Origin of the sequence: Shinella sp. WSJ-2 (genome assembly GCF_003432075.1) — a bacterium.
Lineage (GTDB): Bacteria > Pseudomonadota > Alphaproteobacteria > Rhizobiales > Rhizobiaceae > Shinella.
The window spans coordinates 20,640-41,194 of the sequence record NZ_QWBU01000022.1; the positions used below are offsets into that span (position 1 = coordinate 20,640).

Genomic DNA, 20,555 nt, shown 5'->3' on the forward strand with positions numbered 1-20,555 from the left:
GCTATGCTGGCATTTGACGATGCTGCCGGTAAGCCGGCGGTTGAGGAGGAAGAGGAAAATTATTTCGTGTCGATGACCGACATGATGATTGGCATCCTTTTCATCTTCATCATTATGTTGATGGTTTTCGCGCTGCAGTTTCAGAAGCAGACTGACGAATCCGAAAAGCAAGCCGATAAATCGAAAGTGCAGATCGAAGAAGTCCTGGAGAAAGTCAGGCAGGTAAGCGAGCAGCTCCATGGCTTGCGATCCGAGATCAACGAAGAGCTTGAGGATCTCAGCCAGTCGCAGCGCGAGCGGACCGCATTGCTCAACGATCTTGAGCGCGAACTGAAAGCCACGGGTCTCGACGTTCAGATCGATCGTGAAAATGGCGTTCTGCGCTTGACGGAAAACGCAATTCGCTTTGCCACCGACAAGTCAAACCTGAACGCACAGGCTTCAGATAATGTTAAAAAGCTTGCTGCTGTGCTGGCGCGGGTGTTGCCGCGATACACAAGTTGCGTCGTTTCAAATAGTGCAACGCATTGCAAGCAGCTCGCGCCTGGCGCTGCAATCGACACCGTTTTCATTGAAGGCCACACCGACAAACAAGGGTCGGAGACAGCAGCCGGTGATAGCCGGAATTGGCAACTATCAACCGAGCGGGCTGTCGAGACCTACAGAACGCTTACTGCCTTCGAGCCATCGCTTAGAGCGCTTAGAAACCCAGAGGAGAAGGAAATCCTTTCCGTTTCAGGCTACTCCTCGACGCGGCCGATACCGGGGACAGAAATGCATGCGCAAGGCGCTGAAATTGCTCAACAGGCTTGGGAGAAGAACCGGCGCATCGACATGCGCTTTGTCATGCAGGTTGACCCTTCCGATCGACTGAAAGACGTGCTCCGTCTCACTGACAACATGGAGGGACAGATCGAGAAACTGCGGGAGGCAGCGACACTCAGATGATTGGGCTGTTCCGCGAAGCTTGCACAGGCATGACGGCCCGCGCGGCCGGGCTCTCCGGTCATGACGTCATACCCAAACACGCCTTCGTGCATGAAGCAGCGCGATCAATTGGCGCAACTGGTATTGATGACGCCACAAGGCATGACGTCGTTTCCATCAATGAAATTGCCGCGCGACTTCTGCCTATGCTGCTGGCAGGCGATGCTTTGTCGACAAAAGAACTTCGCGATGCCATCTGGTGCCTGTGGGAAGCCAGGACGCCACTGGCCGACCATCCGGCGGCCCTGAAGCGAATAGTCGAGGAAGTGGATAGAAGCGACAAGCGCAAGCTGTTTCGAACGCTCGCGGCAGTTTATTTGATACAGTTTCGCTCAGACAGGCCAGGACTCGAGGTCGTCAGTTCGATCTTGCAACGAGGCAGTCTTCGCTGGGGCGGGCTGTTCGCATCATATCAAACCGACCATGCACTTTACGATCCGGTGCGTGGCCCGAAGAATATCGCTGCCCTGGCGTTGCGTCAGACTATGTCGCCTTCCGACACGATGCGATCTCTCGGGTTCGGCGCGCTTGACGCCCAGTCTGGCTTCACGGAAGCGATCACCCGAAATCTGTTGGTGCAACTCGGCGACGGGGCAGAACCCGACCATATGAAGCGCCTGGAGATGGTCAAATCATACGCGCTCGACAGCCGAAACGAGCTTGTCTTCAAGGGACTTGATCTGGAGATAGCCGAAGCGTTGATCAAACCGTTTCTCGGAAAGTCTCCCGAGAAAGCGATAAAAGATATCTTCCTAAATTTCATCGTTTCGATTTTTAAAGACCCGCGAACCTATCCTGGCCGCTGGGAACGCTTCCCTCAGATCAAGGCATTGATCGTTTCGTGGCTCACCGAGCAATCGCTTCGACAGTTCCTCGATATAGTTGGACTCACAGTAAAGGATCCAAACGACGCTCAGATGTGGAGATATCGACGTGCGTTCTGGGAGGCCGCGCATAGGAAAGGTATAATCAGAGGTGCATGGGTTGTCTTCGCGGAGGACGGTGCTCGATTGGCGCGTAATCGTTTTGGCAAGAGCGTAGACTTCGCCACATTTGTCGGTGCTGGCTCCAAACAGGTCCAGCGCACGCACGCCGTGCTTCTCCTGGAGGTGGGGCAAGGAATTGTCGCCGACTGGAGCCACAATGGCAAGGTGAACATCTGGTCCGATGCGTCCGAGCGAAGTGCGCCAAAGCTCTATCAGCGAAGCTATAGTTCGGACGACGTAATGATTGCTAAGGACGATACAGAAACTTCACGACACCTCGTCAAAACGCATAGCTCACCCAAAACCTATAGCTGGCAGCGCACGGTCGCAGAACGAATATATCGGATGACGAATATGAGGTTGCAGCCCAGTGACTACAAATAGGGATTGATCATGAGCTTCAGGTGCGTCCCACAGCATAACGGCGCTCTCATCGAGTTCGAACGGAGACGCCTACTCGGCAAGAAAGCAATTCCCTATCAGGAGTGGGGCGACAAGGCTGTCGCTGCAGATCACGGCTTTCGCTTTCTATCGCATGCCGTCGCAGCCGGTGACCTCGTTCCTTCAGGTGATGGCGTCTTCGCAAAGCCGGAATTCATCTTGTCTTTGTCTGCGACGCAGGCCGCTATGCTGTGCGTGCCCAAACTGGTTGGTCTTTCGGTCAACCTTTCCATGCGCGGCCGGATCGACAACTCCGACAGCATCCTACTCCTGACCTGGCAGGACCGAAACTCTCGGCCTATCACCCCGGACTTTCACGGCCCCTTCCTCCGCGTGGGTGGCGACTGGGCGCGATTGTCTCGTCCGCTCTACGACATCCACATCGCGGCCCGCGACTACAACAATTCCGCCGGCCGACCCTTCGCCGAGCGCCTTCCTTTCTGGCAGCAGGTTCAGGATAAGTTGAAGGCCCATCTTGGCAGCGACGTGCAGGCCGACAAGTTTGTGGGTTCTCTGGCGATTTATCAGGCCGGCGCATTCGGCCTTGATGTCCGCGAAACAGCTCAGGGAACCGATTTCCTGCCGGTGCTGATGTCGCGCACGGTCGAGCCTGAGCTTGGCGAGGTGGACGATGGCAATGATGCGCCTGAAACCGACGGCGACGATGCCTCGGCTTGGGCTTCAGACACCGACAAGCGCAGCAACGATGCCGATGCGCTGTTGCCACCAATCCTCCAGGACACATTTTACGAACAGGCGCTCTCCCGGCCCGGCAAGACCGAAGCGGCTTATGTGGTTGCCCGCAATACCTACCTTCTGCTGGAGCCAACGCTTCGCACCGCACTCGACGTGGTCAAGCAGATGCGCAGCGCATCGCCCGAGGCCCGCAGAGAGTTCCTGAAGAACCCGCGCACCCGTATCGCAGCGGCGCTGGGCGATGACGGCGACGTGCTCGCCTCCAGCCTTTTCGTCGAGACGGCGCAATATTCCGATCGGATCGAAGGCCTGGGCTTGTGGCAAAAACCAAGCCTGCCCTGGATCAAGAAAAAGTCCAACCAGTGGCTTCCGGAAAACTTCGTTGTTCGGATCGGTAGCAAGTCACTCAATGCCACTCCGGACAAGATCGAGGAACTGCAAGTTCTCTGTGACCAGGCGGAGCATGACCGCTCCGAGGAGATCAATTTCGAGCAGGAGCTTTATCCAACTACAGATGTTCGAACGATGCTCACGAGGCTCGATGAAGACGGCGTGTCCTATTCTGGCGAGCTGCAGGGCGAAAGGGTATCTCGCGAGGATTCGGACAATGATGTCCTGATCATCAGGCAAAACCTGGAGGAGCTTGACTTCCAGTCCAGACTGGCGAAACGAAGCAGGCTAATCCCCGGCGGCTTTCCAACGCAGAGCATAAACGGCACACAGCCCAAGCAGCATCAGCTCCAGGGTTTCGACTGGCTTTGCAATTGCTGGACGCAAGGTTGGCCCGGTGCGCTGCTCGCGGACGATATGGGACTTGGCAAAACATTTCAGGCACTCGCGTTTCTTGCCTGGATCAGGGACAACATGGCGGCGAGGCGGGGCGCCTATCGAGCGCTGCAGGGCCCGATCCTGATCGTTGCTCCGACATCCCTTCTCGACAACTGGAAAAAAGAGGCCGGCATCCATCTCAAGCCGGGCAAGCTTGGTTCCTGTGCGGAGGCATTCGGCTCTGGTCTGAAAGCACTTAAGACTCGCAAAAGCGCCGGATGGACCGAAGAAGACGCGCTGGATGTCGATTATATGCGACAGGCCGACTGGATCCTCACGACTTATGAGACACTCGCCCTTTATCACCGCAGCTTTGCGCGCATCGCCTATTCGATAGCAATCTTCGACGAGATGCAGAAAGTGAAGTCGCCGGATTCGATCAACAGCCACACCGCCAAGACGATGAACATCGACTTCGTTCTGGGTATGACCGGAACGCCGATCGAAAACCGATTGGAGGATCTATGGTGCATCATGGATCGGATCGCGCCCGGCTATCTGGGTGACCTCAAAAGCTTTTCCAGCACGTATGGCGATGAAGATCCGCATGCACTTGCCGAGCTCAAGGCGAAGATGGACCGGCCTCAGGGCAATGCGCCAGCCATCATGTTGCGGCGTATGAAGGATGACGTCGCAAAGGACCTGCCAGCCAAGCATATCTTGCCATACTCCGTGGCGATGCCGGCGAGCCAGACAAGGGCGTATGATGACGCCGTCGCAGCGGCACGCGCGGGTTCGAAAAGCCGCAAGAGCATGCTTGAGACCCTCCATCTGCTCCGCGGCATATCCTTGCATCCTGATCGCGCAGGCGAGGCCAATGCCTATGATGCAGCCTGGCGCATGTCATGGATCAACAGTTCCGCGCGGGTGCAGAAGGCCGTCACTCTTCTTGAGGAGATTCGTAGGCGGTCGGAAAAGGCTCTTGTTTTCCTTGAAGACCGGGCCATGCAACAGACGTTTGCAGCGGCGATCGCGGAGCATCTGAATCTTTCGGCGCGACCGCCGATTATCAATGGAACGATGGTCGGCCGACAGCGCCAGGAGATCGTCGATGCCTTCCAAAAGGCCCCGACAGGTTTCGATCTCCTCATCCTCTCGCCGAAAGCCGCGGGTATCGGCCTCACCATTACGGCGGCGAATCATGTGATCCATCTCAGCAGATGGTGGAATCCGGCGGTCGAGGATCAATGCAACGACCGCGCCTTTCGCATCGGTCAAAACAAGGATGTCACAATTCACCTGCCAATGGCGATCCACCCTACCCATGGGGCTGGCTCGTTCGACCAGAAACTGCACGATTTGCTGGAGCGTAAACGATCATTGTCGCGAGACATGCTTGCACCGCCGACTTCGGAACGAGATGTCGATGGCTTGTTCGCGGACGTGGTTGGATGATGTTACTGCGAGCATTCGAGGCACGCCTCGGCCACACTGCCGGTGCCGGAGTCAAAATTGCCTTCGCAAGCATCTGCCACCATAAACCGCCCCGCGCTGAAGAGCGCCGACCAGTTAAGCGGAGAGGTGGCTGAGTGGTCGAAAGCACCGCACTCGAAATGCGGCATACGGGCAACCGTATCGTGGGTTCGAATCCCACCCTCTCCGCCATTGTTTTCTTTCCCAAGCTTAAATGACTGGCGTTCCCGAAGGGAGCGCATGGACTTTGTGCATCGCGTCGTGGCATAGGGCGCGGGACACGACGAGGCCCGTTTTTCCATGATCCGTATCGAGAATATCAGCAAGTCCAACAGCCATCGCATTCTGTTCATCGAGGCGGCGGCCGCCTTGAACAAGGGCGAGAAGATCGGGCTGGTCGGGCCGAACGGGGCTGGCAAGACGACGCTGTTCCGGATGATCACCGGACAGGAGCAGCCGGATGAGGGGCAGATCTCGACGGAGAAGAATGTCTCGATCGGTTATTTCAGTCAGGATGTCGGCGAGATGGAGGGGCGCAGCGCCGTCACCGAGGTGATGGACGGGGCCGGACCGGTGAGCTCGGTCGCGGCGGAGCTGCACGAACTCGAGGCGGCGATGGTCGATCCCGACAGGCTCGACGAGATGGATGCGATCATCGAGCGCTATGGCGAGGTGCAGGCACGCTATGAGGAGCTCGACGGCTATGGGCTGGAAAGCCGGGCGCGTGAAGTTCTGGCGGGCCTGAGTTTCAGCCAGGAGATGATGGACGGCGACGTCGGCAAGCTTTCGGGCGGATGGAAGATGCGCGTGGCGCTCGCCCGTATCCTGCTCATGCGGCCCGATGTCATGCTGCTCGACGAACCGAGCAACCACCTCGATCTCGAAAGCCTGATCTGGCTGGAACAGTTCCTGAAGAACTATGACGGGGCGCTGCTGATGACCTCGCACGACCGCGAGTTCATGAACCGCATCGTCACCAAGATCATCGAGATCGATGCCGGTTCGCTCACCACCTATTCCGGCGATTACGGCTTTTACGAGCAGCAGCGAGCGCAGAACGAGAAGCAACAGCAGGCGCAGTTCGAGCGGCAGCAGGCCATGCTTGCCAAGGAGATCAAGTTCATCGAGCGCTTCAAGGCGCGCGCCTCGCATGCCGCGCAGGTGCAGAGCCGCGTGAAGAAGCTCGACAAGATCGAGCGCGTCGAGCCGCCGCGCCGCCGCCAGACCGTGATGTTCGAATTCCAGCCGGCGCCGCGCTCCGGCGAAGACGTGGTCAATCTCAGGAATGTCGACAAGGCCTATGGCAGCAAGACGATCTACAGCGATTTCGGCTTTCTCATCCGCCGGCGCGAGCGCTGGTGCGTGATGGGCGTCAATGGTGCGGGCAAATCGACGCTTCTGAAGCTCGTTGCGGGGGCGGCCACGCCGGACCAAGGCAGCGTGACGATCGGCGCGAGCGTCAAGGTCGGTTATTTTGCACAGCATGCGATGGATCTGCTCGATGGCGATCTGACGGTTTTCGAATGGCTGGAGACGGAGTTTCCGCGCGCCGGGCAGGGGCCGCTGCGCACGCTCGCCGGCTGCTTCGGGTTCTCCGGCGATGACGTGGAGAAGAAGTGCCGCGTGCTTTCGGGTGGCGAAAAGGCACGGCTGGTCATGGCGGCCATGCTGTTCGATCCGCCGAATTTCCTGATCCTTGACGAGCCCACGAACCATCTCGATCTCGACACCAAGGAAATGCTGATCAAGGCGCTTGCCGATTACGAGGGCACGATGCTGTTCGTGTCGCACGACCGGCGCTTCCTCGGTGCGCTGTCGAACCGCGTGCTGGAACTCAACGGCGACGACGTGCATCAATATCCGGGCGGCTATACCGAATATGTCGCCCAGTCCGGCCATGAGGCGCCGGGTCTTCACGTCTGATCGGCTGTCGCCGAGGCGCGCCATGCGTTAAGACGGACGAGACCGGAGGGGCGCATGGACCGAAAGAAGCCGCTTTATCGCAGCGTCAACACGCGTACCCACGGCGTGCGCCATGGTGGGGGTGAGGACTACAAATCCTCCCGGCGGCGCGACGATCGCGTACATGCCGGCGCGATGGGTGGTCGGCAGCGGCATGGACTCGATTATACGCCGCTCTTCAAGTTTCTGCTGTCGCGCGTGGGGGACGATTGGGACGCCATGCATGCAGAGGCGATCGCCCGGCTGGACAGGGCAGAACCGATCTTCTGGACGGTGGCGCGGTCGCAGGCGGAGAGGAAGCCGTTCGTCTGCATGGGCGAGAGCGCCTATTACAGCGGCCTCTTCGTGGATGACACCAATCGCCTGCAGAGAGTCGATCCGGCTCTGAGCGTCGAGCAGATGGAGCCCAACTGCGCTTGCTGCACGCACACGTTCAACGGCGTGCCTTTCACGCGAAAATACCGGCCGTCGGCGGATTAGGACCGGCCGAGATATTGCTCATCCGTCACCTGTTCCAGCCAGGTCACGGGCGAGCCGTTTTCCGATTCGGCGATGGCGATGTGGGTCATGGCGGTCTTGTCGGTGGCGCCGTGCCAGTGTTTTTCGCCCGGCGGGAACCAGACGACGTCGCCGGGACGGATTTCCTCGATGGGTCCGCCCTCGCGCTGTGCCCAGCCAAGGCCGGATGTCACGATGACGGTCTGGCCGAGCGGATGGGTGTGCCAGGCGGTGCGGGCGCCGGCTTCGAAGGTCACGATGGCGCCGCCGGCGCGTCCGGGAGCTTCGGCCTTGAAGGGCGTGTCGAGGCGGACGGTGCCGGTGAAATAGTCGGCATGGCCAGGGGCCGAGGGGCTGGTGCCGTTGCGCTTGATATCCATGCATGTCTCCCGATTCGTCGCGCGATCCTATATCGGCCACGCTGTGCGTTCACGCGATAAGGCGATTGCTGGCGAAGTGGTGGCAGACGCTCTATGACGACGCAATGGGTTTTGAGGCGAAGCGGATGAGTGGAAGACGGATCGGGATCGTCGGCGGCGGGCCGGCCGGACTGATGGCGGCGGAGGTGCTGTCGGCGCGCGGCCATGCCGTGATAGTGCTTGAGGCCATGCCGACCATCGGCCGAAAATTTCTGCTCGCCGGAAAATCCGGCCTAAACATCACCCATTCCGAGCCCTTTGCGCGGTTCGCGACCCGTTTCGGCGCCGCAAATACGCGGCTGCGCGCAGCACTTGAGGCCTTTACGCCGGATGATCTCCGGGCCTGGGCGGATGGCCTCGGCACAAAAACCTTCGTCGGCACGTCGGGCCGGGTCTTTCCCGAGGTCATGAAGGCCTCGCCGCTGTTGCGCGCCTGGCGGGCCCGGCTGGAAAGACAGGGCGTCGATATCCGTGTGCGGCATCGCTGGACGGGCTTTGCCGAGGGCGGATTGCGGATCGAGACGCCCGATGGCGAGACGGTGATAGCGTTCGATGCGGTGCTTCTGGCGCTGGGCGGCGCGAGCTGGCCGCGGCTTGGATCGGATGGCGCCTGGGTGGAGTGGCTTGCGGAAAAGGGCGTCGGCATTGTGCCGCTGCGCCCGGCCAATTGCGGCTTCGACGTGGACTGGTCTCCCGTCCTTGTCGAGAAATTCGCCGGCGCGGCGGTAAAGGGCGTGACCGCGCAATCGGCCGCCGGCACGATTCCCGGCGAGTTCGTCCTCTCGAAAACCGGGATCGAGGGCAGTCTGGTCTATGCCCATGCGGCAGCGTTGCGCGACGCTCTGGAGACGACTGACACGGCGACGCTGGTGGTTGATCTTGCACATGGAAGAAGTGCCGAGCGCCTGACTGCAGATTTCGCCCGGCAGGGCGGCAAGGCGAGCTTTTCCACCCGGCTGCGCAAAGGCGCGGGGCTGGATGGCGTCAAGGCGGCGCTGCTGCGGGAATGTGTTGCCGATGTCGCGCGTCTCTCGCCTGAGGCACTGGCGGCGGCGGTGAAGGCACTGCCCATTCGTCTCGTCCGGCCGCGGCCGATCGCCGAAGCGATCTCTTCGGCCGGCGGCATCCGCTTCGATGCGCTTGGTGACGGTTATGGGCTGACCGCGCTGCCGGGCATCTTCGTCGCAGGTGAGATGATTGACTGGGAAGCGCCGACCGGCGGCTATCTGCTGACGGCCTGCTTTGCGACCGGCCGCGCGGCGGCCGATGGGATCGATCGCTGGCTATCCAAGCGGGCCTGAGACGCTCAGGCCCGTTTCGCCTGGGCCGGCGCGTGGCCGCCAAGGCGCCGGGCGGCGTCCTTCAGGCAGGCAAGATACTGTTCGCGATTGGCAAGCCCGTCCGCGCGCGGCGCAACGAGGCAGAGCGTCGCGACGGCATGGCCCGCATCACCCATGACCGGCACGGCAAAACAATGGGTAAAGCTGTCGACGATGCTGTTGAAGGTGAAATGGCCGTCGCCTTCGGCGGCGCGCACCTCGGCGAGGAAGGTCGCCGGATCGAGCCATTCGCCGCTCGGCAGCTGGAAATCCTGCGGCGGAATGAAGGCGAGGATTTCGGCATCGGTCATATGCGATACGAGCACGCGGCCGGACGCGGTCCACGGGATCGGCACGGACTGGCCGACATCGGTGGAGATGCGGAAGGGGCGGGCCCCCTCGCGCATGCGCACGACGGTGTATTTGTTGCCGTCCAGCATGCAGAACTGCGCGGTCTCGCGCGTCTCGTCGGCCAGCCGCTCCAGCGCCGCCTCGCATTCGCGCGTGAAATCGAAATGGTTCTCATAGGCCGCGCCGAGGAAATAGAGTTTTCGACCGAGATAGACGCGGCCCTCGCCGCCGGTGAATTCCAGGATGCCGTTGCGCAAGAGCAGGTTCACCAGCTCGTAGACCGATGAGCGCGGCGCGCCGATCTGCGCGGCGATCTCGTTCGGCTTCAGCGCCTGGCGTTTCTCGCGCAGGAAGTCGAGGATCTCGAAGGCCCGGTCGAGCCCGCGTGCGCGTTTTCCCGCCGCTTCGTCCAGAACTGCATCCATCGTCGTTCCTTCCTGCCTCTCGTTGCCGCCAAGCTTCTCATGCCGGGCGCTGCCGCTGTCAATGCGCGCACCTTGCCTTCCATGCAGGAAATTTCGGCACCCCTCTTGCGGAGCGCAAAATTCGGCATAAGATCGCGACGTCCGGTATTTAGATCATATGTACATTATATTGGACATTGACGGATGGCAAGCCCGTTTCTGCTGCCGCACACAAAAGGGGATCGACAATGAAGACTTTTGAGAACAACCCGTCCGCTTCGCTGCGCAGCCGCCTCTTCGCGAGCGCCGCCGTCGCCATGGGCCTGCTTGCGCTTTCGGCCGGCACGGCGTCCGCTGCCGCCAATTGCATCAAGGGCGATCGCAAGGCGCCCTATACGGTCGGCTGGGCCAACATCTATTCCGTGCCGACCTGGATGAAGCAGACGGAGGGCACGATTGCCGCCGAGGTCGAGCAGCTGAAGAAGGCCGGCCTCGTGAAGGACCTGATGATCACGGACGCGCAGGGCAATGCCCAGACGCAGATCCAGCACATCCAGTCGATGATCGATGCCAATGTCGACGCCATCGTCGTCATCGCCGGCTCGTCCAACGCGCTCGACCGCGTGATTTCGGATGCCTGCGACAAGGGCATCGCCGTCGTCAACTTCGACAGCCTCGTCAACACCGACAAGGTGACGGCGAAGATCAACACCGATTCCAGCGAATGGGGTGCCGGTGCGGCCAAGTGGCTGTCCGACCAGCTCGGCGGCAAGGGCAAGATCATCGTCATGAACGGCCCGGCCGGCATTTCCGTCAGCGATGACCGCCGCAAGGGCGCCCAGCCGGTGCTCGACGCCAATCCGGGCCTCGAAATCATCACCGAGACCAACACGGAATACAACGCCGCCCCCGCGCAGGAAGCGATGACCAGCCTGCTCTTCGCCAATCCGGAAATCGACGGCGTGCTGTCGCTCGGCGGCGCACTCTCGGCCGGCTCCGTCATGGCCTTCGACCGCCAGGGCCGCGAGCAGGTTCCGATCACCGGTGAAAACGCCCGCCAGTTCCTCGAACTGTGGAAGGAAAAGGGCCTGAAGGGCTGGGCCACCATGCAGCCGAACTGGCTGGGCGCGCTGTCGGTCTACACCGCCGTGCAGGCGCTGGAAGGCAAGGACGTGCCGGCCTTCGTCAAGGTGCCACTGCCGGTCATCGACGACAGCACGATCGACGGCTATCTCGCCCGCGCCGACAAGTTCCCGGCCGACGGTTACATCTACTCGGATTACGACCAGGCGCTCTTCGACAAGCTGCTCGCCCAGAAGTAATCCGCTCTGAAGGATGCCGTCATGATGGATCAAAAACCCCTGCTGGAAGCCCGGCAGGTGTTCAAGGGATTTTTCGGCAATCCCGTTCTGAAGGGCGTCGATATCGCCCTTCGTCCGGGCAGGGTTCATGCCCTGCTCGGGGAGAACGGTGCGGGAAAGTCCACGCTGATCAACCTTCTCTCCGGTGCTCTTCAGCCGGATAGCGGCACGATTGCCGTCGACGGCAAGCCGGTCGGGCGTTTCAGCCCGGCCGCCGCCCGCGCTTCCGGTATAGCTGTGGTGCAGCAGGAGCTGAGCCTCACGGCGGACCTGTCGATTGCGGAAAATATCGGGCTTGGCGCCTTCCCGCGCCGCTTCGGCCTGATCGACTATGCCGAACTGCATCGCGGCGTGCGCGACGTCTGTGCCATGGTCGGCCTCACCGAACCGCTCGATATGCCCGTGGCGGATCTGGCGCTCGGCCGGCGGCAGATGGTGGAGATCGCCAAGGCGCTCTACCGCAAGCCGCGCGTGCTGATCCTCGACGAGCCGACCTCCTCGCTCTCGGCGCATGAGGCGGGCATTCTCGCCGGCCTCATCGAAACGCTGCGCGATCGCGGCACGGCCCTTCTTTACATTTCCCACCGCCTCAACGAGGTGCAGGCGCTCTGCTCCCACGTCACGGTGCTGAAAGACGGTGGCGTCACGGCGGACCAGTCGCTGTCCGGCATCGACGGTGAGGGACTGGTGCGCCTGATGGTCGGCCGCGAGACGGGCGATCTCTTCCCGCCGCGCGCCTCCGCCAATCCCGGCGCATTGCGCGTTGAGGTCGAAGGTTTTTCCGCCGGTCTCGTGCGCGATATCGGCTTTTCCGGCCGGGCCGGCGAGATCGTCGGCATCGGCGGCCTGGTGGGGCAGGGGCAGGAAGACCTGCTGCTTGGCCTCTATGGCGCCATCCCCGCCAAGGCCGCGAAGGCGGAAGTCTCCAGCAAGCCGGGCCTGCCCGCCAATGTCGGTGCGGCGAATGCCGCCGGCCTCGTCTATGTGCCGGCCGACCGCAAGCATGAGGGGCTTGTCCTGCCCCATTCCATTGCGTCCAACCTGATCCTCCCCTCGCTTGGACGCCTTGCCCGCAACGGTTTTCGCGATCGCGCGGGTGAAGCCGGGCTGATTGCCGAACTTGCCAAAAGGCTCACCATCAAGGGTGACGTCGCTCGCCCCGTCCAGGCGCTTTCCGGCGGCAACCAGCAGAAGGTGGCGCTCGCCAAATGGCTGCCGCTCGATCCCTCGGTGCTGCTGCTCAACGATCCGACGCGCGGCGTCGATATCGAGACCAAGCGGGAAATCTACCTGATGTTGCGCGGCTTCGCCGCCGAAGGGCGGCTCGTCATCATCGCCAGCTCCGATACGCCGGAGCTCGTCCATCTCTGCGACCGCGTCGTGGTGCTGCGCGAGGGACGCGTCGCCGCCGAGCTGGCAGGCGAGGCGATCAGCGAAGAGGCCATCGTCGGCGCGGCCATGGGCATCGACAGAAAGGGAGCGGCCGCATGAGCGCTGTTTCGTCCTCCTCATGGCTCTATGGCGCCATCCAGCGCCGCCGCAATCGCGGCCTTGGCGGGCTCTATCTCATCGTCGCCGCCTTTCTCATCCTCTATGCCGTGCTGTTTCCGGGCATCCTCTCGGTCGGCGGCTTCTCGAAATTCACCCAGAACTGGTTCCCGCTCGCACTGGTGACGATGGCGCAGGCGCTGCTGATGCTGAATGGCGGCATCACGCTCGCCATCGGCCCGCTCGTCAGCCTCGGCGCCGTCATCGCGGCAACGACCATGGACGGTGTGTTCGGCGTGCCCGGCGGTATCGTCGCCGTCGCGCTCACCGGCCTTGCCATCGGTGCCGTCATCGGCGCGATCGTCGCGCATCTGAGGTTGCCTGCGATCATCGTCACATTGGCCGGCTCCTTCATCATCACCGGCGTCGCGCTGATCCTGTTGCCGCGTCCCGGCGGCTTCATTCCGGGCTGGCTGTCCAACACGCTCGCCGGCCACACGCCCGTCGCCTTCCTGCTGCTCGTCGTCGTGCTCGTTGCCTGGAAGGCATTCCTCGCCACGCCGCTCGGCCTCGGCATCTATGCGGCCGGTGACAATCCCGTCGGCGCCTTCCGCTCCGGCGTGCCGGTGGAGCGGGCGAAGGTCGTCGCCTTCGCGCTGTCCGGCCTGCTGGCGGCGCTTGCCGGCCTCTTCGTCGCGGCCCAGACGGGCTCCGGCGATCCGGTCATCGGCACGCCCTTCACGCTGAATTCCATCGCCGCGGCAGTGCTCGGCGGCGTCGGTTTCCTCGGCGGCAAGGGCACGATGCGCGGCGCGATCTGCGGCAGCCTGCTGCTTTCCGTCATGATCAACGTGATGTTCTTCCTCGGCTTTCCGCCGGTCGCGCAATACATCGCGCAGGGCCTGATTATCGTCGGCGCCGTCGCGGTGCCGGAGCTTCTGAAAGCATGGAGGGCAAAGCGTTGAGTGCCGTGAAATCCATCTTCCGCAATCCGCCGCTGCTCACCTTCGTGCTGGTGGCGCTTGTCTGGCTTATCGCCGGCCTTACCCTGCGTGGCTTCGGCGCCTATGGGCACTTGCGCTACCTCCTGGAGCTTGCTGCCGTCATCGGCATCGCCGCCGCTGGCCAGACACTCGTCATCCTGATGGGCGGCATCGATCTCTCGGTCGGCGCCATCATCACGGTGACGGCGATCCTGCTTCCATTGATCTCACCCGCCTGGGATCCGACCGGCCTCGTCGGTATCGCGCTGGCGCTCGCCATCGCGACCGGCATTGGTTTCCTCAATGGTGCGGGGGCGGCCTATCTGCGCGTGCCGCCGATCATCATGACGCTCGCCATGGCGACCTTCCTGCAAGGTCTGCTCGTCGTCGTCGCCGGTGGCAGCGCCGTCACGGTCAGCAATCCGGCCGTCATCCTGCTCGGCCAGGGCCGGCCGCTCGGCGTTCCCTCCGGCGTGCTGCTCTGGATTGTCGTTTCGGCCGTCGTGCTCGCCTTGATCCACCGCATGCCGATCGGCGCGCGGTTCCTTGCCATCGGCGCCAATCCGCTGGCCGCCCGCCTGTCCGGCGTCAGCCTGACGCGCAACACGCTGATCCTCTATGCGCTTTCCGGCTTCTTCGCGGGCCTTGCCGGCATTCTGGTGCTCGGCATGAACCGGCAGGGTTATGTCGGCATCGGCGATCCCTACCTCCTGACGTCGATTGCCGCCGTCGTGCTCGGTGGCACCTCCATCCTCGGCGGGCGCGGCACCTATGCCGGCACCATTCCGGGTGCCATCCTGCTTGTCACGACGACCGCGCTGATCACTGTCGTCAATGCCTCGCCCGGCTGGCGTTCCATCATGTTCGGCACGCTGATTCTGGCGCTGCTTTTGGTTTCCGGCCGCGAGGCGCGGCGATGACGGTGCGCTACAGCGGGCCGGTCATCGACCCGCACCACCATCTCTGGGACCTCTCGCTCGGCCGGCATCCCTGGCTGGAGAAGGCGCGGGCGACGGGCGGCGAGATGGTCTATGGCAGCCTCGCGCCGATCCTGCGGGATTACGGCGTCGAAGACTATCGCCGGGATGCGGCAAACCAGAACGTCGTCGCCACGGTGCATGTCGAAGCCGGCTGGTCCGATGCGCATCCGCTAGAGGAAAGCCGCTGGCTCGATGGTCTCGACCGCAGCACCGGCGTGGCCAGCCGTTTTATCGCCCGCGTGCCGCTCGACAGTCCCGATGCCGTCAGGCTGATCGCGACGGAGGCGGCCAATCCTCATGTCGTCGGCATCCGCGATATCGTCAGCTGGCATGCGGAGCCGTCGAAAAGCTTTGCCCCGCACGCCCATCGCATGGCCGATCCGGTCTGGCGGGCCGGTCTTGCCGAACTTTCCCGCCATGGCCTCGTCTTCGACCTGATGCTCTATCCCCCGCAGATGGGCGAGGCGCTCGATCTCGTGCGCGCCTTTCCCGAGACGCTTTTTGTGCTCAACCATGGCGGCAGCCCGGCCGACCGCAACGAGACCGGCATGGCGATCTGGCGTAGCGGCCTGCGCGCGCTCGGCCGCGAACCGAATGTGCGGCTGAAGATTTCCGACCTCGTCGCCTATGACAATGACTGGACGCTGGAAAGCCTGTCGCCGGTCATCGAGCATTGCCTCGATTGTTTCGGTCCATCGCGTGCGATGTTCGCCAGCGATTTCCCGGTTGCCGGCCTGCACGCCTCCTTCGACGAAATCTACGACGTTTTCCGAACCCTGGCCGCGCCGCTTTCGCTCGATGAGCAGCAGGCCCTGTTCTTCACCACCGCCAATGAAACCTACCGTCTCGAACTGGCCGCACCCGCTGCGGCCAAGGGAGAACTGCATGTCTGACCTTCACGCCGCCGATCCCCTCATCGATGACCGCATCCGTGGCTTTCCCCCGGGCCATGCGGCCCTGCCGCTTGCGGCGATCGGCCGGCAGGGCTGGAAACCGTTCGATGGAAAAATGGCGCTGCCGCTGATCTCGCTCGAGCAGGAAGCCTTTGCCGGCAATGTCGCGGCGATGATGGCCTATGTGAAAAGTCATGGCGTCGAGATTGCGCCGCACGCCAAAACGCCGATGTCCACCGCCTTGTCCGCCGCGCTGATCGCCGCCGGTGCTTGGGGGACGACGGTGGCCGATATCCGTCAGGCCGCCGTGCTGCTGAAGGCCGGCCAGCGCCGGCTGATCCTGGCCAACGAGATCGGCGGCCCCGCCGCCGCCCGCCGGCTGGCCGCGCTGCTCGCCAATTATCCCGATGCTGAGCTGCATATCTTCGTCGATTCCGTGCCGCTCGCCCTGACGCTGCGCGATGCCTGGCAATCCCGCAATGACCTGCCGCCGCTGGGCCTGATGGTCGAGCTCGGCGCCGGCCGCGCCGGTGCCCGCAGCATCGAAGCGGCGACGGAGATTCTGGACGTCATCCTCACGGCTGAAAGCCCGGCGTTTCGCCTCTCCGGTGTGGCGGCCTATGAGGGTGCCGCCGCGACGGCTGATGCCGAGGAGACGCTTGCCCGTATCGACGGGCTGATGGCCCTCACCGCAGAGTTCCTGCCGCAGGTTCGGGCGCGGGTCGGCAAGGACCGGCCGCTCCTTCTCACCGCCGGCGGCTCCGTCTTCTTCGACCGGGTCGTTGCCGGCCTGTCTGCGGCCGTTGCTGCCGACCCCGATTGCCGGCTTGTCCTCCGCAGCGGCGCGATCTTCTTCCACGATCACGGCATCTACGAGCGCGGCCTTGCCGGCCTCGATGCGCGCGACGGGTTTCGTGTGGGGGCGGATGTCCGGTCTGCCGCGCAGGCGTTCAAGCCGGCGCTTAGGGTCTGGGCGGAGGTTCTGTCCCTGCCCGAGCCGGGCCTTGCCATCTGTGGCATGGGCCTGCGCGACGTGGCGATCGATCAGGGCTTGCCGCGTCCGCTCGCGCTCTATCGGAACGGGGGGCGGCTTGCCGGTTTCACCGAGGCTGGCGTGCTGCGTCTCAACGACCAGCATGCCTTCGTGGCGCTGCCGGCCGGGGCTGATGTCGCCATTGGCGATGTCGTCGAATTCGGCATTTCGCATCCCTGCACCTGCCTTGACCGGCACGCCATCCTTTACGGCCTCGCGCCCGACCACTCGGTCACGACGGCCTATCTCACCAGCTTCGGCTGATACCTCCTCCCAAGGCAAGAAAAGGAAAACACGTTATGATCCAGCGTTACCAGAAGGGGTCCCGCATGAGCCAGGCCGTCAGCTATGGCGGGCTCGTCTACATCGCCGGCCAGGTGGCGGACGATCGCAAGGCCGGCATCGAAGGCCAGACGGGCGACGTGCTCGGCAAGATCGACGCCCTCCTGAAGGAAGCCGGCACGGATCGCTCGAAACTCCTGGCCGTCAATGTCTTCCTGCCTGCCATCGTCGATTTCGATGCGATGAACGGCGTCTACGACGCCTGGATCGATCCGGCAAATCCGCCGGCCCGCGCCTGCGTCGAGGCCCGCCTTGCCGATCCGGACCTGCGCGTCGAGATGACCGCCGTCGCGGCACTTTGAGGGGCTGAGATGCACAGCGGCCTCGTCAATCCGATCGACTTCGACAGGGACGGCCGGCAGGCCGGGCATCTCGCCATTCCCTATTCGGTCGATCGCTCGCCCTATTACCAGATCCGCGTCCCGATCCTGCGCCTGAAAAACGGCGCGCGGCCGAGCCTGCTTTTGATGGCGGGCAACCATGGCGACGAATATGAGGGCGAGCTTCAGCTCGGCCGGCTGATGCGCCGGCTCGATGTGTCGGCGATGCGTGGGGCCGTCACCATCCTGCCGATGGCCAATCTGCCGGCGGTGATGGCGGCAAAACGCTGCTCGCCCTTCGACGGCGGCAATCTCAACCGCGCCTTTCCGGGCGATCCCGCGGGCACGCCGACGGCGCGCATGGCGCATTTCCTCGAACACGATCTCTTCCCGCGGCATGACGCGGTGCTCGATCTGCATTCGGGCGGCACGTCCATGGCGCATCTCGCCTGCACGCTGATCGAGCGGCAGGCGGATGCCGCGCGCTTTGAGCGCTCCGTGGCGCTGATGCGGGCAATGGGGGCGGCCCATGCCTTCATCGCCGACAACGGCCCGGCCGCACCGACCTCGATGGGGGCCGCCGGCCGCGCAGGCACGATCGGCCTTTCCGGTGAATTCGGCGGTGGCGGCACGGTGACGCCCGAGAGCATGGCCTTCACGGCGGCGGCAATCGACCGGCTGTTGATGGCGCTCGGCATTGTCGATGCACCGCAGCTGTCACGGGCGCCGCTTCGTGCACCGCCAGCCCTGCAGCTTCTGTCGCTCTTGCGGCACAGCCAGGGCATCTATGCGAACAGGCGCGGCTGGTTCGAACCGGCGGTGCCGCTTGGTGCGCGGGTCGCGGCCGGCGACCGTGCCGGCTGGTATCACGATCTCGAGCGGCTGGACCTGCCGGAGGAGGAGCTGCACTTTGCCGAGAGCGGCATCGTCATCTCCCACCGCCTGCACACGGACAGCCAGGCCGGTGACTGCCTGATCCAGGTCGCCGAGCCGATCGACAGATAAGGCGCTGGCGCGATCAGATGATCGCGCCGACGGCCTCGCCCACCCAGTCAAGACGTTTCGCCGGAATGAGTCCGTAATTGTAGAAATTGACGCCGTCGGCGCCCGCGTCGACGGCGGCTTTCGCGCGTGCGGTGAGGATTTCGGGACCGTCGACTTCCGGGTAGAAGACGCGCAGGCCGAGCCCGACGAACTTGTCCTTGCCGAGCATCGCCCGGCCGGCGCGGATGACGTCGCCGATCGCTTCCGGCGTCATGTTGTAGCAGCAGAGGATCGCGCCGTCGCAGCGTTTGCCGACCTCGACGAGATCGACGCCGCCGAGCCAGGCATCCTTCAGGTCGATCAGCACGATGCGGGTCGCCGGATCGGCTGCGGCCTTGATCTCCTCGATCAGGCTCGTCACCGGCTCGAAGCGCCAGGTCAGGAAGGCATGCAGGTCCGGATAGGCGCGGAAGGCGTCGATGCCGGCTTGCGGGAAATCGGGAAACTGCTTTTCCGGTATCGCGCGCTCGCAAAGCTCGGCGATGAAGCGCGAAACGATTTTTTGCGCGCCTTCGATCGGTACGCCGGCCTTTTTCGCCCGCGCGGTGCAATGATCGCAGAAGCAGAGCGAGAGCAGGAAGTCGTCCTCGGCATTCAGGCCGACGCCGTCCTTCTCATGGTGGTGTTCATGCGCGAAGCCCATGAAATTCGGGCTTTCGAGTTCCAGCATGTCGGGTTTGTAACTGTTGGTGATGTCGCGCACCAGCGTCACGACATAGTCGCGCGCCGCCGGGCTCGACGGGCAGAGATTGTAGGTGTTGGCATTGCCGAAGGCGTTGCGCGTCACATGATCGGGATGCAGCAAGCCGAGCCGGCTGTTGTGCAGGCAGACCGTCCAGCAGGAGACGGCAAGACCGGTTTCCGCGCGGGCCTTGATCAGTGCGTCCAGCATATCGCCGCGCTCGACCGTGTTCTGCGCCATCAGCGGCTGGATCGCCTTGCCCTGCCAGAGGGTTTCGTCCGGGCGGAAATAGACGGTGCCGTCCTCGGGGAAATAGGCTTTCTGCTCAGGGCTGCGCGGCTGGAGAAAGCGGCCGGCGTGATAGGATGTGGCAAGGCTCACCGTGTTGAGGCCGGCGCGGCCCTTCAGGTCGGCGGCAAGCGCCTTAAGCCCCTGGTCCTGAACGTCCCAGGGGTAGGTCCACATGGAAAGATGCATGATCGGCTCCGTCAAATCTGTCCAGTGTATAGAACATGTGTCCATAATAGTGTCCAGAAAGATTTTTCCGTTTCGGCAGGCCGGCTTGCATTGCTGCAAGAATCGCGCGCCACGCACCATCACATCAGGTCAAGCGCGGGCGGTCTTTGGCGCCGCGCGGGCCCCGTGAAGCCCCCCGGTGGCATTTTCGACGCATTGGATGTCGCGAACCGGAGGGATTCCTCGCAAGAGGCGGCGTAGCTTCTCGTCATTGCAGGGGCTTGCGTTGACGCAAGCGGCCTGAAATATGCGCCGAGCCGTAAAAATTCGGCGGCAGACAAGGGGATCGCCGGTGCTTGCCCCCGCATCGGCCGAACGCGAGAAACGAACAGATGAAAAGCCACGTCCTGACCGTATCCTGCCAATCGACCCGCGGCATCGTCGCCGCGATCACCGGCTACCTCGCCGAAAAGGGGTGCTACATCTCGGATTCGTCGCAGTTCGACGATCTCGAGACGGGCCTGTTCTTCATGCGCCTTACTTTCCTTTCGCAGGAAGGCGTCTCCGAGGAAGAGATCAAGTCGGGTTTCGCCCCGGTCGCCAAGAAATATGCGATGACGTGGCGCTTCAACGACAGCGACGAGCGCATGAAGGTGCTGCTCATGGTGT

Annotated in this window: 17 protein-coding genes, 1 tRNA gene and 1 pseudogene; 16 read left to right on the forward strand and 3 right to left on the reverse strand. The window is 62.9% G+C overall.

The features are described from left to right. Positions 1 to 3: 3 nt before the first annotated feature. The 6 genes from D0Y60_RS23920 (at position 4) to D0Y60_RS23945 (ending at position 7,793) form a co-directional block, all read left to right on the forward strand. Positions 4 to 948 carry an OmpA family protein gene (locus D0Y60_RS23920; protein ID WP_117372485.1) on the forward strand — a complete coding sequence of 315 codons (945 nt, stop codon included), beginning with the start codon at positions 4 to 6 and terminating at the stop codon, positions 946 to 948. Continuing rightward, positions 945 to 2,357, forward strand: a complete 1,413-nt coding sequence (locus tag D0Y60_RS23925) for an EH signature domain-containing protein (protein WP_117372486.1) — start codon at positions 945 to 947, stop codon at positions 2,355 to 2,357. The genes D0Y60_RS23920 and D0Y60_RS23925 overlap by 4 nt, the downstream gene beginning before the upstream one ends. 9 nt (positions 2,358 to 2,366) lie before the next feature. After that, positions 2,367 to 5,333 (forward strand): DEAD/DEAH box helicase, encoded by a 2,967-nt coding sequence (locus tag D0Y60_RS23930; RefSeq protein WP_117372487.1) that lies wholly within the window; start codon positions 2,367 to 2,369, stop codon positions 5,331 to 5,333. Positions 5,334 to 5,453: 120 nt separating this feature from the next. Next, positions 5,454 to 5,543, forward strand: a tRNA-Ser gene (locus tag D0Y60_RS23935). A gap of 108 nt (positions 5,544 to 5,651) precedes the next feature. Continuing rightward, positions 5,652 to 7,274, forward strand: a complete 1,623-nt coding sequence (locus tag D0Y60_RS23940; protein ID WP_117372488.1) for an ABC-F family ATP-binding cassette domain-containing protein — start codon at positions 5,652 to 5,654, stop codon at positions 7,272 to 7,274. Between the two features lie 54 nt (positions 7,275 to 7,328). Next, positions 7,329 to 7,793, forward strand: coding sequence for a hypothetical protein (locus D0Y60_RS23945; protein WP_117372489.1), 465 nt, complete (start codon positions 7,329 to 7,331; stop codon positions 7,791 to 7,793). Here D0Y60_RS23945 and D0Y60_RS23950 read toward each other — a convergent pair. Further along, positions 7,790 to 8,191, reverse strand: coding sequence for a cupin domain-containing protein (locus tag D0Y60_RS23950; RefSeq protein ID WP_117372490.1), 402 nt, complete (start codon positions 8,189 to 8,191; stop codon positions 7,790 to 7,792). The two genes, D0Y60_RS23945 and D0Y60_RS23950, sit on opposite strands and share 4 nt — an antisense overlap. Positions 8,192 to 8,316: 125 nt before the next feature. On the opposite strand from D0Y60_RS23950, the gene D0Y60_RS23955 reads away from it, so the two are divergent. Beyond that, positions 8,317 to 9,531, forward strand: a complete 1,215-nt coding sequence (locus D0Y60_RS23955) for a TIGR03862 family flavoprotein (RefSeq protein WP_117372491.1) — start codon at positions 8,317 to 8,319, stop codon at positions 9,529 to 9,531. Between the two features lie 5 nt (positions 9,532 to 9,536). Here the strand turns inward: D0Y60_RS23955 and D0Y60_RS23960 are convergent, their stop codons facing one another. Then, positions 9,537 to 10,325 (reverse strand): IclR family transcriptional regulator, encoded by a 789-nt coding sequence (locus D0Y60_RS23960; RefSeq protein ID WP_117372492.1) that lies wholly within the window; start codon positions 10,323 to 10,325, stop codon positions 9,537 to 9,539. A 227-nt stretch (positions 10,326 to 10,552) separates the two neighbouring features. Here D0Y60_RS23960 and D0Y60_RS23965 point away from each other — a divergent pair, with 227 nt between their 5' ends. The 8 genes from D0Y60_RS23965 to D0Y60_RS24000 are packed head-to-tail and all read left to right on the forward strand — an operon-like array spanning position 10,553 to position 18,709. Then, positions 10,553 to 11,626, forward strand: coding sequence for an ABC transporter substrate-binding protein (locus D0Y60_RS23965; RefSeq protein ID WP_117372493.1), 1,074 nt, complete (start codon positions 10,553 to 10,555; stop codon positions 11,624 to 11,626). A 21-nt stretch (positions 11,627 to 11,647) separates the two neighbouring features. After that, positions 11,648 to 13,156, forward strand: a complete 1,509-nt coding sequence (locus D0Y60_RS23970; RefSeq protein WP_117372494.1) for a sugar ABC transporter ATP-binding protein — start codon at positions 11,648 to 11,650, stop codon at positions 13,154 to 13,156. Next, complete coding sequence (locus D0Y60_RS23975) at positions 13,153 to 14,118, forward strand: ABC transporter permease (RefSeq protein WP_117372495.1); 966 nt, start codon at positions 13,153 to 13,155, stop codon at positions 14,116 to 14,118. Before D0Y60_RS23970 ends, D0Y60_RS23975 begins: the two co-directional genes overlap by 4 nt. Continuing rightward, complete coding sequence (locus D0Y60_RS23980; RefSeq protein ID WP_117372502.1) at positions 14,115 to 15,056, forward strand: ABC transporter permease; 942 nt, start codon at positions 14,115 to 14,117, stop codon at positions 15,054 to 15,056. Before D0Y60_RS23975 ends, D0Y60_RS23980 begins: the two co-directional genes overlap by 4 nt. Next, positions 15,053 to 16,009: an amidohydrolase family protein gene (locus D0Y60_RS23985; protein WP_117372496.1), complete on the forward strand. Its 957-nt coding sequence runs from the start codon at positions 15,053 to 15,055 to the stop codon at positions 16,007 to 16,009. Before D0Y60_RS23980 ends, D0Y60_RS23985 begins: the two co-directional genes overlap by 4 nt. Further along, positions 16,002 to 17,306 (forward strand): alanine racemase, encoded by a 1,305-nt coding sequence (locus tag D0Y60_RS23990; protein ID WP_117372497.1) that lies wholly within the window; start codon positions 16,002 to 16,004, stop codon positions 17,304 to 17,306. Before D0Y60_RS23985 ends, D0Y60_RS23990 begins: the two co-directional genes overlap by 8 nt. Before the next feature lie 35 nt (positions 17,307 to 17,341). Further along, positions 17,342 to 17,686 (forward strand): RidA family protein, encoded by a 345-nt coding sequence (locus D0Y60_RS23995; RefSeq protein ID WP_117372498.1) that lies wholly within the window; start codon positions 17,342 to 17,344, stop codon positions 17,684 to 17,686. A gap of 9 nt (positions 17,687 to 17,695) precedes the next feature. Next, positions 17,696 to 18,709, forward strand: coding sequence for a succinylglutamate desuccinylase/aspartoacylase family protein (locus D0Y60_RS24000; RefSeq protein ID WP_117372499.1), 1,014 nt, complete (start codon positions 17,696 to 17,698; stop codon positions 18,707 to 18,709). Positions 18,710 to 18,722: 13 nt separating this feature from the next. Here the strand turns inward: D0Y60_RS24000 and D0Y60_RS24005 are convergent, their stop codons facing one another. After that, positions 18,723 to 19,907: a hypothetical protein gene (locus D0Y60_RS24005; RefSeq protein ID WP_117372500.1), complete on the reverse strand. Its 1,185-nt coding sequence runs from the start codon at positions 19,905 to 19,907 to the stop codon at positions 18,723 to 18,725. Positions 19,908 to 20,278: 371 nt separating this feature from the next. On the opposite strand from D0Y60_RS24005, the pseudogene purU reads away from it, so the two are divergent. Continuing rightward, positions 20,279 to 20,555: pseudogene (purU, locus tag D0Y60_RS24010) on the forward strand (formyltetrahydrofolate deformylase); the annotation flags it as partial.